At 73.1% G+C, this 14,424-nt stretch carries 20 protein-coding genes and 1 tRNA gene; 9 read left to right on the forward strand and 12 right to left on the reverse strand.

The features are described from left to right. Positions 1 to 7: 7 nt before the first annotated feature. From murI to rdgB, 6 genes are read left to right on the forward strand one after another with little or no spacing between them, the layout of a single operon-like run. A complete protein-coding gene (gene murI / locus BLS43_RS19550; RefSeq protein WP_093087068.1) occupies positions 8 to 820 on the forward strand; it encodes a glutamate racemase in 813 nt (270 codons plus the stop codon). Between the two features lie 9 nt (positions 821 to 829). Then, positions 830 to 1,195: a hypothetical protein gene (locus BLS43_RS19555; protein ID WP_093087070.1), complete on the forward strand. Its 366-nt coding sequence runs from the start codon at positions 830 to 832 to the stop codon at positions 1,193 to 1,195. Continuing rightward, the gene (locus BLS43_RS19560) at positions 1,188 to 1,595 is read left to right on the forward strand and encodes a hypothetical protein (protein WP_093087073.1); all 408 of its coding nucleotides are present in this window, start codon (positions 1,188 to 1,190) and stop codon (positions 1,593 to 1,595) included. The genes BLS43_RS19555 and BLS43_RS19560 overlap by 8 nt, the downstream gene beginning before the upstream one ends. 10 nt (positions 1,596 to 1,605) lie before the next feature. Then, the gene (locus tag BLS43_RS19565) at positions 1,606 to 2,373 is read left to right on the forward strand and encodes an MBL fold metallo-hydrolase (protein ID WP_093087076.1); all 768 of its coding nucleotides are present in this window, start codon (positions 1,606 to 1,608) and stop codon (positions 2,371 to 2,373) included. Between the two features lie 4 nt (positions 2,374 to 2,377). Continuing rightward, positions 2,378 to 3,097, forward strand: a complete 720-nt coding sequence (rph, locus tag BLS43_RS19570) for a ribonuclease PH (protein ID WP_093087079.1) — start codon at positions 2,378 to 2,380, stop codon at positions 3,095 to 3,097. Next, complete coding sequence (gene rdgB, locus BLS43_RS19575; RefSeq protein ID WP_093087082.1) at positions 3,094 to 3,666, forward strand: RdgB/HAM1 family non-canonical purine NTP pyrophosphatase; 573 nt, start codon at positions 3,094 to 3,096, stop codon at positions 3,664 to 3,666. Before rph ends, rdgB begins: the two co-directional genes overlap by 4 nt. Positions 3,667 to 3,708: 42 nt before the next feature. Here rdgB and pcaC read toward each other — a convergent pair whose 3' ends face one another. Next, complete coding sequence (gene pcaC / locus BLS43_RS19580; RefSeq protein ID WP_093087085.1) at positions 3,709 to 4,107, reverse strand: 4-carboxymuconolactone decarboxylase; 399 nt, start codon at positions 4,105 to 4,107, stop codon at positions 3,709 to 3,711. Between the two features lie 93 nt (positions 4,108 to 4,200). Here pcaC and BLS43_RS19585 point away from each other — a divergent pair, with 93 nt between their 5' ends. After that, on the forward strand, positions 4,201 to 4,875 hold the full coding sequence (locus BLS43_RS19585; RefSeq protein ID WP_093087088.1) for a TVP38/TMEM64 family protein: 675 nt from the start codon (positions 4,201 to 4,203) through the stop codon (positions 4,873 to 4,875). A 30-nt stretch (positions 4,876 to 4,905) separates the two neighbouring features. Here BLS43_RS19585 and BLS43_RS19590 read toward each other — a convergent pair. Both BLS43_RS19590 and bcp read right to left on the reverse strand, forming a co-directional pair. Then, positions 4,906 to 4,979 (reverse strand) — tRNA-Leu (locus tag BLS43_RS19590). A 722-nt stretch (positions 4,980 to 5,701) separates the two neighbouring features. Next, a complete protein-coding gene (bcp, locus tag BLS43_RS19595) occupies positions 5,702 to 6,169 on the reverse strand; it encodes a thioredoxin-dependent thiol peroxidase (RefSeq protein WP_093087091.1) in 468 nt (155 codons plus the stop codon). 103 nt (positions 6,170 to 6,272) lie between these two features. Between bcp and BLS43_RS19600 the strand changes: the two genes are divergently transcribed. Continuing rightward, positions 6,273 to 6,494, forward strand: a complete 222-nt coding sequence (locus tag BLS43_RS19600) for a DUF3618 domain-containing protein (protein ID WP_093087094.1) — start codon at positions 6,273 to 6,275, stop codon at positions 6,492 to 6,494. Here BLS43_RS19600 and BLS43_RS19605 read toward each other — a convergent pair. The 4 genes from BLS43_RS19605 to BLS43_RS19620 form a co-directional block, all read right to left on the reverse strand. Further along, on the reverse strand, positions 6,491 to 7,696 hold the full coding sequence (locus tag BLS43_RS19605) for an NAD(P)/FAD-dependent oxidoreductase (RefSeq protein ID WP_218129904.1): 1,206 nt from the start codon (positions 7,694 to 7,696) through the stop codon (positions 6,491 to 6,493). The genes BLS43_RS19600 and BLS43_RS19605 overlap by 4 nt on opposite strands. Positions 7,697 to 7,746: 50 nt before the next feature. Beyond that, on the reverse strand, positions 7,747 to 8,526 hold the full coding sequence (locus tag BLS43_RS19610; protein ID WP_093087096.1) for a SigB/SigF/SigG family RNA polymerase sigma factor: 780 nt from the start codon (positions 8,524 to 8,526) through the stop codon (positions 7,747 to 7,749). After that, on the reverse strand, positions 8,523 to 8,942 hold the full coding sequence (locus BLS43_RS19615; RefSeq protein WP_237196974.1) for an ATP-binding protein: 420 nt from the start codon (positions 8,940 to 8,942) through the stop codon (positions 8,523 to 8,525). Before BLS43_RS19615 ends, BLS43_RS19610 begins: the two co-directional genes overlap by 4 nt. A 63-nt stretch (positions 8,943 to 9,005) precedes the next feature. Further along, positions 9,006 to 9,398, reverse strand: coding sequence for an STAS domain-containing protein (locus BLS43_RS19620; RefSeq protein ID WP_176921433.1), 393 nt, complete (start codon positions 9,396 to 9,398; stop codon positions 9,006 to 9,008). 556 nt (positions 9,399 to 9,954) lie between these two features. On the opposite strand from BLS43_RS19620, the gene BLS43_RS19625 reads away from it, so the two are divergent. Beyond that, positions 9,955 to 10,536 (forward strand): hypothetical protein, encoded by a 582-nt coding sequence (locus BLS43_RS19625; protein WP_143030128.1) that lies wholly within the window; start codon positions 9,955 to 9,957, stop codon positions 10,534 to 10,536. 85 nt (positions 10,537 to 10,621) lie between these two features. On the opposite strand, the gene BLS43_RS19630 is transcribed toward BLS43_RS19625, so the two are convergent. From BLS43_RS19630 to urtC, 5 genes are all read right to left on the reverse strand, one after another. Then, positions 10,622 to 10,927, reverse strand: a complete 306-nt coding sequence (locus BLS43_RS19630; protein WP_093087108.1) for a WhiB family transcriptional regulator — start codon at positions 10,925 to 10,927, stop codon at positions 10,622 to 10,624. 241 nt (positions 10,928 to 11,168) lie between these two features. Beyond that, a complete protein-coding gene (locus BLS43_RS19635; RefSeq protein ID WP_093087111.1) occupies positions 11,169 to 11,552 on the reverse strand; it encodes an STAS domain-containing protein in 384 nt (127 codons plus the stop codon). Between the two features lie 70 nt (positions 11,553 to 11,622). Continuing rightward, the gene (urtE, locus tag BLS43_RS19640) at positions 11,623 to 12,306 is read right to left on the reverse strand and encodes an urea ABC transporter ATP-binding subunit UrtE (RefSeq protein ID WP_237198173.1); all 684 of its coding nucleotides are present in this window, start codon (positions 12,304 to 12,306) and stop codon (positions 11,623 to 11,625) included. A 10-nt stretch (positions 12,307 to 12,316) separates the two neighbouring features. Next, the gene (gene urtD / locus BLS43_RS19645) at positions 12,317 to 13,093 is read right to left on the reverse strand and encodes an urea ABC transporter ATP-binding protein UrtD (RefSeq protein WP_093087117.1); all 777 of its coding nucleotides are present in this window, start codon (positions 13,091 to 13,093) and stop codon (positions 12,317 to 12,319) included. A gap of 187 nt (positions 13,094 to 13,280) precedes the next feature. After that, positions 13,281 to 14,399: an urea ABC transporter permease subunit UrtC gene (urtC, locus tag BLS43_RS19650; RefSeq protein ID WP_093087120.1), complete on the reverse strand. Its 1,119-nt coding sequence runs from the start codon at positions 14,397 to 14,399 to the stop codon at positions 13,281 to 13,283. Positions 14,400 to 14,424 lie beyond the last annotated feature (25 nt).

Here is a 14,424-nt window from a genome sequence, read left to right on the forward strand (position 1 = left end):
GAGGCCCGTGAAGGACGCGCCGATCGGCATCTTCGACTCCGGCGTCGGCGGGCTCACCGTCGCGCGCGCGGTGATCGACCAGCTCCCCACCGAGCGGATCGTCTACGTCGGCGACACCGCGAACGGCCCGTACGGCCCGCTGAAGATCGCCGACATCCGCAGGCACGCCCTCGCGGTCGGGGACGATCTCGTCGAGCGCGGGGTGAAGCTGCTGGTCATCGCCTGCAACACGGCGGCGGCGGCCTGTCTGGCGGACGCCCGGGAGCGCTACCCGGTGCCCGTGATCGAGGTGCTCCGCCCCGCCGTCCGACGTGCGGTGGCCGCCACCCGCACCGGCCGCATCGGGGTGATCGGCACGAGCGCCACCATCGCGTCGGGGGCCTACCAGGACGCCTTCGCCGCGGCGCGGGACGTCGAGATCACCGCGGTGGCCTGCCCGCGGTTCGTGGACTTCGTGGAACGCGGCATGACCAGCGGCAGGCAGGTGCTGGGCCTGGCCCAGAGCTACCTCGCGCCGCTGCAGCAGGCCGAGGTGGACACCGTGGTGCTCGGCTGCACGCACTACCCGCTGCTCGCGGGCGTGCTGCAGATCGTGCTGGGTCCGGACGTCACCCTGGTCTCCAGCGCGGACGAGACGGCGAAGGACGTCGTCCGCACCCTGATGGCCGACGACCTCGCCCGCGAACCCACCGACCCCGTCCTGGGGCCGCACGAGTTCCTCGCGACCGGGGACCCGGAACCTTTCCGCAGGCTGGGCCGCCGGTTCCTCGGCCCCGAGATCGGCCGGGTCGAGGCGCTGGGCGAGCGGGTGCTCCGGTAGCGTCGCAGCGTGTTCGCCTGGCTGGAGATCGTCGCGTACGTCGCGGCGGCGGTGGTGGCGGTCCACGGGATCGTCGCCACGGTGCGGGGCAGGGCGCCGGACAAGACCCACCGCTGGGCGGTCGGGGCGTTCGAGGCGGTCCTGGTGGTCCAGGCGCTGATCGCCGCGGGCCGGGTGTTCTTCGGCGGGGTCACGCTGCCGGAGCAGACCACGTTCCTGATCTACCTGCTGGTCAGCGTGTGCGTCATGCCGATCGCGCTGCAGTTCGCCACGGCCGAGCCCACGAGGTGGGGCGGCACGGTGATCGCGGTCGGGGCGGTCGGCACCGCCGTCGCGGTGTGGCGGCTCCACGGGCTGTGGGTGGCCGGTGTCTGAGCCCGGACCCCGCCCGACGTCGAGCGGGCCCGGCCGGGTCCTCGTCGCCGTCTACGCGATCTTCGCCCTCTCCGCCACGGCCCGCGCGCTGGTGCAGATCGTCGGCCGGTTCTCCGAGGCCCCGCTGGCGTACGTGCTGTCGCTGGCCGCGGGCGTCGTCTACATCCTCGCGACGATCGGGCTCGCGGGCCGCAGGCCGTGGCATCGGCGGCTGGCCTGGGCGGCGGTGGCGTTCGAGCTGGTCGGGGTGCTCGTGGTGGGCACGCTGACGGTGTTCGACGCCGGGGACTTCCCCGACGACACCGTGTGGTCGGTCTACGGCCGCGGCTACGGGTTCATCCCGCTGGTGCTTCCGTTCATCGGACTGTGGTGGCTGCGGCGGACCGGACGCCCGGGTTAGCCTCCTGACCATGAAGCTCGTGGTGCTGGGGTGCTCCGGCAGCGGGCCGGGGCCTGGCTCGCCCGCCTCCGGCTACCTCGTCGAAGCGGGGGACACCCGCCTCGTGCTCGACCTCGGCAACGGCACGTTCGGTGCGCTGCAACGGTTCGTCGACCCCTTCGCGCTCGACGCCGTGGTGTTCAGCCACCTGCACCCGGACCACTGCGCGGACTTCTCGGCCCTGTCGGTGTGGCGGCGCTACCACCCCGCGGCTCCGCCCGCGGTCCCGCTGCCGGTCTACGGCCCGGCCGAGACGGAGGACCGGTTCGCGGCCCAGTACGCCCCCAGCGCCGCGCAGCGCGGGTCCGGTGAGTTCGCGGGGGTCTACACGTTCCACACCCACGTGCCGCGGACCGCCGTCGGCGACGTGGTGCTGCGCACCGCCGCGGTCGACCATCCGTGCGAGGCGTACGCCCTGCGCGTCGAGCACGGGGGGCGGAGCCTGGTCTACAGCGGCGACACCGGGCCGTGCGAGGGGCTCGTCGAGCTGGCCCGGGGCGCGGACGTCTTCCTGTGCGAGGCCTCCTGGCCGCACACCGCCGACATGCCGAGCGGGGTCCACCTCTCCGGCAGGCAGGCGGGGGAGCACGCCTCGGCCGCCGGCGTCGGCACGCTCCTGATCACCCACGTCCCGGCCTGGATCGACGCGCAGGCGGTGCTCGCCGAGGCCAAGGGGGCGTTCGACGGACCGGTGGAGCTGGTCCGCGCGGACGGCGAGTACGCCGTCCTGCGAAACTGACCGGGTGACGCGAGCCGACGGCAGGACCGACGACCAGCTGCGCCCCGTGCGCCTCACCCGTGGTTTCCAGAAGCACCCGGCAGGGTCCGTGCTGGTCGAGTTCGGGGACACGAAGGTGCTGTGCGCCGCCAGCGTGACCGAGGGCGTGCCCCGCTGGCGCAAGGGTTCCGGGCTCGGCTGGCTCACCGCCGAGTACGCGATGCTCCCCAGCGCCACGAACACCCGCTCCGATCGGGAGTCGGTCAAGGGCCGGGTCGGTGGCCGCACCCACGAGATCTCCCGGCTCATCGGCCGGTCGCTGCGGGCGTGCATCGACCTGAAGGCGTTGGGCGAGAACACGATCGCCCTGGACTGCGACGTCCTGCAGGCGGACGGCGGCACCCGCACCGCCGCGATCACCGGGGCCTACGTGGCCCTCGCCGATGCGGTGAGCTGGCTGGGCGCCCGCAACGCGCTGGCGGACCCGAAGCCGCTGTCGTGCCAGATCGCGGCGGTCAGCGTCGGGGTCGTGGACGGGCGGGTGCGCCTCGACCTGCCCTACGAGGAGGACTCGCGGGCCGAGGTCGACATGAACGTCGTCGCGACGGACACCGGCACGCTCGTCGAGGTGCAGGGGACCGGCGAGGGCGCGACCTACACCCGCGCCACCCTCGACGCCATGCTCGACTCCGCGCTGGCGGGCATCGAGGAGCTGACCCGGCTGCAGCGGGAGGCGCTGGCGTGACGATCCTGCTGGCCACCCGGAACGCGGGCAAGCTCGTCGAGTTCCGCCGACTGCTCACCGGGCTGGAGGTCGTCGGCCTGGCCGACGTCCCCGAGTTCCCCGAGGCCCCCGAGACCGGCGCGACCTTCGCGGAGAACGCCCTGGCCAAGGCCCGGGACGCCGCCGCGGCGACCGGGCTGCCGTCCGTCGCGGACGACTCCGGCCTGGCGGTGGACGCCCTCAACGGCATGCCGGGTGTCCTGTCGGCCCGGTGGTCGGGCAAGCACGGGGACGACCTCGCGAACCTCAACCTGCTGCTGGGCCAGCTCGGGGACGTGCCCGACGAGCGCCGGGGCGGCGCCTTCATCTGCGCCGCGGCCCTGGTCATGCCGGGCGGTCGGGAGACGGTCGTGCACGGCGAGTGGCGCGGCCGGATCATCCGGGAACCGCGCGGGACCAACGGCTTCGGCTACGACCCGATCTTCGTGCCGGACGGGGAGACCCGCACCAGCGCCGAGCTCAGCCCGGCCGAGAAGGACGCCGCCAGCCACCGCGGCCTCGCCTTCCGCGCCCTGCTCCCGTACCTGTGAGCGGCGATCGTCGCCATGGCGACGATCGCCGCTCACGAGGGGTCAGTCGGTGGGGTCGGGCTCGGCGAGCACGCGCTTGGCCACGGCGAAGGCGCTGTTCGCCGCGGGGACGCCGCAGTAGATCGCGCTCTGCAGCAGCACCTCGACGATCTCCTCGCGCGACAGGCCGTTGCGCAGCGCGGCGCGCAGGTGCAGCTCCAGCTCGGCGAGGTGGCCGTGCGCGACGAGCGCGGTCAGGGTGACCGCGCTGCGCATCCGCCGGTCGAGGCCGGGGCGGGTCCAGATCCCGCCCCAGGCGTACCGGGTGATCATCTCCTGGAACTCGCCGGTGATCTCGTCGGCCCGTTCGAGGGAGGCGTCGACGTGGGCGGCGCCCAACACCTCGCGGCGGACCGCCAGGCCGGCGGGGTCCAGGTCGAGATCACGCTTGTCGGTACTCACGGCGGAAAGGTAGCCGCAGCGAGAGGGCGGCGCCGACGGCCCTTCCGCTCCCCGGAAACGGGGGCGCGGCCCGGGTCGGTACCGTGGTTCCACGTGAGGTGGTGGCGGGTCGCGGCGGCCCTCGGTGGACTCGTCGTCCTCGTCGCGGCCGGGCTGCTGGTCGTGCACGTCTACGGCGTCCCGAAGGTCTCGGACCTGCGGCGGATCACCGCCGAGGCCGGGATGTGGGCGCCGCTGCTCTTCCTCGGGCTCCAGACGCTCGTCTGCGTCACCCCGGTCCCGCGCACGGTGTTCACCGTGGCGGCGGGCGCCCTGTTCGGTTCCGCCCTCGGCCTGGCCGTGACGATCGTCGCGACGACCCTCGCCGCGGTGCTCGCCTACGGCCTGGTGCGGGTGACGGGTCGGGGGCTGGTCGAGCGGTACGTGCGAGGCTCGGCGGTCCGCTGGGCGCGGCGGCGGCTGGACCACCACGGCGTGCTGGCGGTGACCTCGATGCGGCTGGTCCCCGCCGTGCCCTTCTTCGCGCTGAACTACGTCTGCGGCCTGTCGTCGGTGCGCTTCTGGCCCTACCTGGTCGGCACGGTGGTCGGGATCGTGCCGGGCACCGTGGCGATCGTGGTGCTCGGCGACGCGGTGACGGGCCGGCCCTCCACCGCCACGATCGTCATGTCCGTGGTGTGCGGGCTGATCGGGCTGGCGGGGATCGTCGTCGCCGCCCGCAGGCCCGTCCCGGAGGACGAGCCCGCGGAGCCGGCGACCCCGCAGTGACCTGCGGGCCCCCCGTCACGACGGGCCGAGTGCCGGCGGCGGGATTCGAACCCGCACTGTCGGCGTTCTAAGCGCCGTCTCTCTGCCAGTTGGAGTACGCCGGCTAGGTCGTGTGCGATTCCGGCCCGCCCAGGTCTCGGTGATCGCGTGGCAGTTCGCACACAGGATACGGAGGTTCTCGATCCTGTTGTCAGTATGGTCGCCGTTGATGTGGTCGAGCTCCAACGGCGGCGGCTGCCCGCGCCATTCGGCCAGACCACACTCCTCGCACCGCGCCGACTTGAGACCGGCGCCGATGAGCCGCTGCCGGAGCCTGGACGAGGGATAGACGGACCCGCGCACCAAGATCTGGTCCAGCGGCACCGACTGTCGGCGACGGGGGCTTCCCCGTGCCCAGGACCGGCCGGTGAAGTGCGAGGTGTCGAGATCCAGCGCCCTGATGCGGGCCTGCACCGCCCGGAACATCCCGCCGTTCGGTGTGTAGCCGAGTCGCCGGAGGACGCCGTGCACGGTCTGCTCGGCGGCGACGGCCGCGACGAGCTGCTCGTCCGTGTAGCGGCGAGAGCTCCGCGGCGAGCCCGCGGTGGCCCGCGGCAGGTGCGACGCGTCGATCCCCAACCGGGCGATGTGGCCGCGGAGCACATCGTACTTCCCCGGTCTGAGGCCCAGGTGCCGCGAGACCTCCGCCAGCGTGCGGCTCGCGGCCACCGCGTCGATCAGCTGCTGGTCGGTCCATCTCCGAGATCTGGGCATGACCGCACCGTGCCCGCCACCACCGACGGTGAGCGGCGGCCGGGCGCGGTTGTCCACAGGCTCAGAGCGTGACTCAGAGCTTGAGGTCCTTGCGGAGCTTGGCGACGTGGCCGGTGGCGCGGACGTTGTACATCGCCGCGGCGATCTTCCCGTCCTCGTCGACGAGGAAGGTGGAGCGCAGGACGCCGGTGACGGTCTTGCCGTACATCGTCTTCTCGCCGAAGGCGCCCCAGGCCTGCAGGGTCGTCTTCTCCGGGTCGGAGAGCAGGGGGAAGGTGAGGCCCTCGGCGTCCCGGAACTTCGCGAGCTTGGCGGGCTTGTCGGGGGAGACGCCCAGGACCTCGACGCCCTCCCCGTTGAGGTCCGCGAGGTTGTCCCGGAAGTCGCAGGCCTGCTTGGTGCAGCCCGGGGTGGAGGCGGCCGGGTAGAAGTAGACGATCACCTTGCGGCCGCGGTAGTCGGCGAGCGAGACCGGCTTGCCGTCCGCGTCGGGCAGGGTGAGGTCCGGGGCCGGGTCGCCCACGGCGAGGCGTGTGCTCATCACCCGATCCTGTCAGACCCGGCCGCCGCACCCGCCGCGCCCGGGAGACAAGCCTCGTCTACGGTGTGGCCCAAGCAGTTCGCCGAGGGAACAGGAGCGAGTCGTGGCCCGCGACCCCGAGAACATCCAGCAGGAGATCGAGAAGACCCGGGACGCGCTCGCCGCCAGCCTGGACGCGCTCACCGACCGGGCGAACCCGAAGCGGTTCGTGGACTCCGGGAAGCAGCAGGTCCAGGCCAAGCTCGACGACCCGAAGATCCGCTACGCCCTGATCGGCGTCGGCGTCATCCTGGCCGCCGCCGTGCTGAAGAAGCTCTTCTCCTAGGCCTTCCTGGTGAACGAGGCGGCCAGCTCCCGGGCCGCCCCGCGGGAGGCCTTCTCCTGCAGCAGCGCCCGGTAGCGCACCACGTACCGGGCCGCGCCGAACCCCGCCACCGCCACGAGCCGGTCGTCGGCGAAGTAGCCCACGACGGTGCCCTTGATCGGGCCGCCGTCCAGGCCCTCGCCGAGCAGCTGCTCCACCGCGTCGGCGGCCGCGGGTTCCCCGATGACCTGGATCTTGAGCCCGAACTGGTCCGACCAGACGTAGGGCACGGTCTCGGGCGGCGCCTCGGTCCCCGTGATGGCCCGCGCGACGACCGTCGCCTGGTCCGACGTGGACGTCCAGTGCTCGTGGCGGTGCCGGACGCCGTCGGGGCCCTCCCAGGCGGCGGCGTCGCCGAGTGCCCACACGCCGTCGAGCCCGACGACCCGGCCCCCGGCGTCGCACGGCACGCCGTCGGACAGGTCGAGCCCGGTGTCGGCCAGCCACTCCAGGTCCGGCACCCCGCCGATCCCGACGACCACGACGTCCGCGGCCACCCGGGTCCCGTCCGCGAGCTCCACGCCGCCGTCGGTGAAGCCGGTGATCCGCGCCCCGAGCCGCAGCTCGACCCCACCCTCGGTGAGCAACCGGCCGGCGAGCCCGCCGACCTCCTCGCCGAGGCCGCGCGCCAGCGGGACCGGGGCCGCCTCGAGCACCGTGACGGCGACGCCCTTGGCCGCCGCGGTGCTGGCCACCTCGGCGCCGATGAACCCGGCCCCGACCACGACGAGCGACTCCGCCGTCTCGAGCTCGGCGCGCAGCGCCAGCGCGTCGTCCAGGGTGCGCAGGGTGTGCACGGAGTCGGGCTGACCCGGCAATCGGCGCGCCACCACCCCCGTGGCCAGCACGATCGCGTCGGCGGCGAGCACCGACCCGTCGGCGAGCTCGACCTCGCCGGGCCGCAGCGCCACGGCGGGCAGGCCCAGGTAGAGCCGGACGCCGAGGTCCTCGAGCGCGGCGTCGTCCTTGAGGGAGACCCGCTCGGGCTCCCACTCACCCGCCAGCAGCTGCTTGGACAGCGGCGGGCGGTCGTACGGCGGGTGCGGCTCGGCGCCGACCAGGCTGATCCGACCCTCGTAGCCGGCTTGGCGGAGCTGCTCGACGGTGCGGATCCCGCCGAGCCCCGCTCCCACGACCAGCACGTGCTGAGGTCCACCGCTCAACGTCCACGCTCCTCTTCGTCGGCGGGTGCATTCTCACCGACGCCACAGGACTACCCGGTGCGGGTGTCCGGATCAAGCCTGGACCGCAGCCTGCCCAGCGTCTGCGTGAGCAGCCGGGACACGTGCATCTGCGAGATGCCGACCTGCTCCGCGATCTGCGTCTGGGTCATGTTGCCGAAGAACCGCAGCATGACGATCGTGCGCTCGCGTTCGGCGAGCTCCGCCAGCACCGGCCGCAGCGCCTGCCGGTAGTCCACCCGGTCGAGCTCGGCGTCCGCCTCGCCGACGAGCTCACCCACCGTGGCGCTGCCCTGTTCGGACGACAGCATCTCGTCCAGCGACGAGCTGCGGTAGGCCTCCGAGGCCTCCAGTCCCTCCAGGACGTCCGCAACCGGCACGTCGAGCCGCTCGGCGATCTCGGTGGGCTTGGGGGCGCGGCCCAGCTGCTGGGACAGCTCCGACACGGCCGAGTTGATCGACACGTGCATGTCCTTGAGCCGCCGCGGGACCCGCATCGACCAGCCCTGGTCGCGGAAGTGCCTGCGCACCTCGCCGGAGATCGTCGGCACGGCGAAGGAGAAGAAGTCCGAGCCCTTGTCCGGGGAGAACCGGTCGACGGCGTTGATCAGCCCGACCGTGGCCACCTGGACGAGATCGTCGAGCGGCTCGCCGCGGTGGGCGAAGCGCCGCGCGATGTGCTGCGCGATGGGCAGGAACCCGGTGACGAGCTGGTCCCGCAGCCGTTCGCGGCGCGGGTCCTCCGCCGCGATCCCCGAGTACTCCGACAGGAGCGGAGTGAGGTGCCCGTACTCGGAGTCGGCCGCACTCACCGGGGCGTCGGGTCGGCGCGCTTGTTGAGGAGGATGCCGACCGAGCGCCCGCCGTCCGTGCGCAGCTCGACCTCGTCCGCCAACGTCTGGAGCACGCGCCAGCCGAACGTGTCCGTGGAGACCGTGGACTCCGGTCCGGCGGTGTCGACACGGGCCTCGACCTCGATCACGTTGCCGTGCACGGTGAACGAACACTGCAGCGCGGAGCCGGGCGACGCGACGTCCACCAGGGTGGCGCAGGCCTCGTCCACGGCCATGCGGAGGTCCGAGATGGCGTCGAGGTCGAAGTCCGCGCGCGCGGCCAGGTCGGACGCGACGGCGCGGATGGTCGGGATCAGGGCGGCCGTGGCGCTCGTGCGGACCTCGACCACCGACCCACCACCGCCCGGGGTGCCAGTGGGCTCCACTGCGGACACTCGCTCTCTCTCCCTGCTGTCGGGGGCCCTCGTCGTCATCGTGCTACCCGAGCGTCGTCGAAATCAATCCACCTGTGACGACGCGCCGCCCGGCAGCGTCGACAGGTCGTCGTGCAGGGTGAAGAGCCGGTCCGACCCGGTCACCTGCAGCGGGCGGGCGACGGCGCGTCCCCCGGCCACGAGGTGCAGGTCGCGTCCCTGGGCCCGGGCCTGGTGCGCGGCGCGGATGAGCACGGCCAACCCGCTGGAGGCGAGGAACCCGACGCCGCTCAGCTCCACCCCGACGACCCCGTCGGAGGGGTCCGCGGCCAGCAGGGCGGTGAGGGCCTCGTCCAGCGCGGGCGCGGTGAGCGTGTCGATCTCACCGCTCACCCACACCACGGCGGCGCCGGAGGACTGGTGCTCCAGCCGGGTGACGAGCGTGCCGGGGCGGGTCGAATCCTGCGGAGCGGACACGGCGGACCTCACCTCCAGCTCGTCGAATGCGCTGCCGCGGCCGGACGGACCGGAGGTCGAGTGGTTCTCGAGACGCGCGAGTAGCCGGTCGGCTGAGGTCTCAACCGATCGCGGGGCACGCTACCGGGGTGCCCGGGGCGTTCGCCTCCCGGGGCCACGCGTCCGGACGGCGGGTACCGACTGGGCCGTCCGCCGTCGGACGGCAGTCCGGATGCGCCGGCCGGTCGTGGAGCGGGGTCGCGGGCCCGTGCCGGCCCGACATGTCTGCGACGCCGATCACTCGTCCGGGGCACCGGGCGTCCGGGAGGGTTCGACGGCGACGTCCGGGACGTCCGGTTCGCCGTTCGTCCTCCCCGGACTACCTCTGCGCCCGAACGGGGGAACCGGCCGGCCGTCGGCGCGGCCCGTTCACGGACGGTCGAGGGCCATTCGTCGTGGAATCGCGCATACGTGGACGCGGACAGGAAACGATGACGTTGTCACCGATCAGGAAGTGGTCGGGTTGTGAGACGGGGCGGCAACGAGGCCGTGCCGGAGTGGGGGCGGGATGGTCGCGGTGCCGGAGGTCGAAGGACTCGGCCGGCTCGTGCAACGGCGGGCCGAGCCCGTGCCCGCGCCCCGGCGCAGGCTGGTGGCCGTGGCCGTGAGCCCGATGGAGCTGCTGCGCCCCGAGTCCGACCTGGCCCGGATCATCGGCGAGAGCGGGCGGGTCGACCTGCTGATCGCCCGGGACGACGCGCCCCCGCCCGCGGAGGTGCCCGGTCCGCTCGTGTCCCCGGAGGTCGTCTGGGTGGATCCGGACGATCTCGACGAGGACGAGGACTACCCCGGCTTCGACGAGGACGACGAGGACGACGGGGTGGCCGCGGCCGTCGCGGCGCTCGACCTGCCGGACCTGCGCGTGCACCGACTGGGGCTGCCCGGCCGGCTCGGCCCCGACGCGGCGGACATGTTGGTGGCGGCCCTGTCCGAGCTGGTCGGCTTCGATCCCGAGCCGGGCGTCTACTGCGTCTCCCCGGCGCCCGCGCCCGGCGACCCCGAGCGGTCCGCCGTGGTGGCGGCGGCGCAGCGGATCGGCCGGGCGTACGGGGTGCCCATGTTGCGCTACAAGAGCCTGGAGCTCAGCGTCGTCGACTGACCGTGTACGGACGAAGGGGCGACGCCGCGATGCGGCGTCGCCCCTTCTTCTCGTCTCCCCTGGCCCCCGACGCCACGGGAGCAGGTCAGATGGCGACCGCTGCCTGCCGGTGGTGGTCGCGGCGCTCCAGCAGGGCGCGGCGCTCGGACTCGCCCAGGCCGCCCCACACGCCGAACGGCTCGCGGGTCTCCAGGGCGAACTCGCGGCACATGTCCATCACCGGACAGCGCCCGCACACGGCCTTCGCCTGGGCGGTGCGGCGGGCTCGGGAGGGGTTGCGCTCACCGTCCGGGTGGAAGAACACGGCGCTGTCCATCCCCCGGCAGGCCCCGAGCCGCTGCCACTGCCAGGCGTGATCCATGGGGCCAGGGAGGCGGGACACATCGCTCACTCGACTCACCTTCGCTTCCACTCGGCAGGCCCGACGGGGAGTCGGGCGATCTGCCGCGGCTTTCCCCGAGGCTTTCGCGATCAAACGCAGCGATGCGGGGGTGCGGTGGGGTCGACGGAAGCGGACGGACCGTGCAGACGGGTGACGATTCACCATCGTCGCAGGTCAGCGACCAGAACTAGAGTCTCGCGAACCCGCTGGGATCGCATGTCGAAACGACGGGATAGTGAGCTACATCACATCAAGCGAGGGCGTCCTCGACGGTGTCCCGAACGTCGAACATCGGGATCAGGCCCGCGATCGACAAGGGCCGCAGCACCCGCCGCCCCGTGCACGCCAGCCGCAGGTCGACACCGGCCTGCTGGGCCGCCTCGCGCACCTCGATGAGGACCGCGAGCCCGCTCGTGCCGAGGAAGGACACCGAGTCGAGCGCGAGCACCACGACCCGGGGGTCGTCCGCCAACGCCGCCAACGCGGCCGTGCGCAGCTGCGGCGAGGTGAGCATGTCGACCTCGCCGCCGATCTCGAGCACCACCCGTCCCGCACCCGCGTCCCGGGTCACGACGGTGATCTGGTCGTCGGACTCGGAGGGCTGCACCGGGGTGGTGTCGTGCGTGTGCTGCATTGCCGGAACGGTAAGGGCAGCAGGCGGACCCTGCCACTCCTGGCGCGGAGGGCCCGCTCGGCTCGCCCCGTCAGATGGCCATGGCCGATCGCACGTCCACCGCCGCCGTCGCCCCGCCGGATCCCTCGGCGCTGACCCGGCCCGAGGCCAGCACGTAGTAGCGGCCCGCCGCGTCCAGGGCGAAGCCCACGTGCTGCTCCACGAGCAGCACCGACAGCCCGCCGCGCCGGGTCAGCTCCAGGATCGTCCGTTCGATCTCGGCGACGACGGAGGGCTGGATCCCCTCGGTGGGCTCGTCGAGGATCAGCAGCCGCGGCTCGGTGATCAGTGCCCTGGCGATGGCGAGCTGCTGGCGCTGCCCTCCGGACAGCAGGCCCGCCCGGCGACCCGACAGCTCCTTCAACGCCGGGAACAGGTCGAGCGCCTCGTCGATCAGTGCCGCGCCGCGACGGCGGCCGTCCGCGACCACCTGGAGGTTCTCGGCGGTCGTCATCTGGCCGAAGGACTGCTGGCCCTGGGGCACGTAGGCCAGGCCCCGCTTCACCCGCTGGTTGGGGGGCAGCCCGGTCACGTCCTCGCCGTCGAGCAGGATCCGGCCGCGCTTGACCGGCAACAGCCCGACCGCGGCGCGCAACAGCGTGGTCTTGCCCGCCCCGTTGTGCCCCATGACCGCGGCGACGCCGTCGGCCGGGACCTCCAGGGACACCCCGTGACAGACGACGGTCCGCCCGTAGGCGACGTCGACCTCCTCCATGACGAGCACGTCAGACCCCTTCCCCGAGCACGATCGCGGCCTCCTCGGCCGAGTGCTGGCCGGGGCCGAGGTACACCTCCTGCACCTTCGGATCGGCCTGCACCTCGGCGACCGTGCCCTCGGAGAGCACCTTCCCGGCGTGCAGCACCGTCACCGACTTGGCGAAGGACCGCATGAAGTCCATGTCGTGCTCGACGACGACCACCGTGCGGTCCACGCAGATCCGCCGCAGCAGCCTGCCGGTCTCGTCCTTCTCCTCGGCGCTCATCCCGGCGACCGGCTCGTCGAGCATGAGCAGCCGCGCGTCCTGCACCAGCAGCATGCCGATCTCCAGCCACTGCTTCTGGCCGTGCGCGAGGATGCCCGCCTTGGTGTCCCGCAGGTCCGCCAGCCCCACGGTCTCCATCGCCTCGGTCACGGCCTCCGGGACCCCCGACCGCTTGCGCAGCAACGTCCACGGCGAGCGGCCCGCCCCCGCCGCGATGTCGAGGTTCTGCAGCACGCTGAGCTCCTCGAACACCGTCGCGGTCTGGAACGTGCGGCCCACGCCCCTGCGGGCGATCTGGTGCACCTTGCGACCGAGCAGGTCCTCGCCCGCGAACTCGGCGCGCCCGGTGGCCGAGACCAGCCCGGACACGGCGTCGATCAGGGTGGTCTTGCCCGCGCCGTTGGGGCCGATCAGGAAGCGGAGGTCGCCCTGCAGCACGGTCAGGTCCACGCCGTCGACGGCCACGAACCCGTCGAAGCTCACCGTCAGCCCGGACAGCTCCAGGTAGTCCTTGTTCACGCCGCCTCCGTGGGACTGAGTGCGTCGGCGGGGTTCACGCCGCCTCCGAGGGACTGAATGCGTCGGCGGGGTTCACGCCGCCTCCGCGGGACTGAATGCGTCGGCGGGGTTCACGCCGCCTCCGCGGGACTGAGTGCGTCGGCGGGGTTCACGCCGCCTCCGCGGGAGTGAGTGGGTCGGCGGGGTTTCACGTCGTCCGCCCTTCCGCGGGAGCGAGGACCTCGGCGGGCGCAGGCTCCGGATCCGCCCCGGCAGTCGGGTCGGCGGTGTCCGAACGGCGGCGCCGCCACGAGACCAGCGACGCCAGACCCCCCGGCAGGAAAGCGACGACCAGCATGAACAGCAGCCCCTGGGCGTAGGTCCAGCCGGAGGGGAACTGCTCGGAGAGGGTGGTCTCGGCCCAGGCCACGGCGATGGCGCCGAGCACCGGCCCGGCGAGCGTGGTCCGCCCGCCGATGGCGACGCCGATCAGCAGGCCGATGGACGGGACGACGCCCACGTCGTTGGGCGAGATGATCCCGACGATGGGCACGAACAGCGCCCCGCCGATGCCCGCCATCATCCCCGCGACGGCGAACGCGACGGTCTTGATCGTCGCCGGGTCGTAGCCGAGGAACCGGACCCGCTCCTCGGCGTCCCGGCAGGCGACGAGCAGCTCCCCGAAGCGGCTGACCATGAGCCGCCACGCCACGAACACCATGAGAAGCAGCACGCCCGCGGCGATGAAGTAGAGCATCTGCCGGTTCGCCGGGTCCCGCAGCGAGAACCCGAAGAAGCCCTTGAAGTTGTTGAGACCGGTGGAGCCGCCGGTGGCGGTCGGGTTGCCGATGAGCAGGATCGCGAAGGCTGCCGCGAGGGCCTGGGAGAGGATCGCGAAGTAGGCCCCCCGGACCCGCCGCCGGAAGGTGGCGAGACCGAGCAGGGTGGCGAGCAGCGTCGGCAGCACGAGGATCGCGACGATCGTGACCGCGCCCGAGCGGAAGGGCTCCCACCAGCCCGGCACGCCGTCCGACGAGATCAGCGCCATGAAGTCCGGGACGCCGCCGGGCCCCGCGTCGGCGAGCTTGAGGTGCATCGCCATGAGGTAGGCGCCGATGCCGAAGAACACGCCCTGGCCCAGGGTCAGCATGCCGCCGCGGCCCCAGGCGAGCCCGATCCCGACCGCGACCATCGCGTAGCAGAGGTACTTGCCGAGCAGACCCAACCGGAACGTGGTGAGCAGGGCGGGGGCGACGGCGAACAGCAGGACGGCCGCGACCAGGAACCCGATCCCGACGGCGTACCGGCTGCGCAGCAGCGCTGTCATGATGCCGCCTCCGCGGGAAGAAGTA

This window comes from Pseudonocardia oroxyli (assembly GCF_900102195.1).
GTDB classification, from domain to species: domain Bacteria; phylum Actinomycetota; class Actinomycetes; order Mycobacteriales; family Pseudonocardiaceae; genus Pseudonocardia; species Pseudonocardia oroxyli.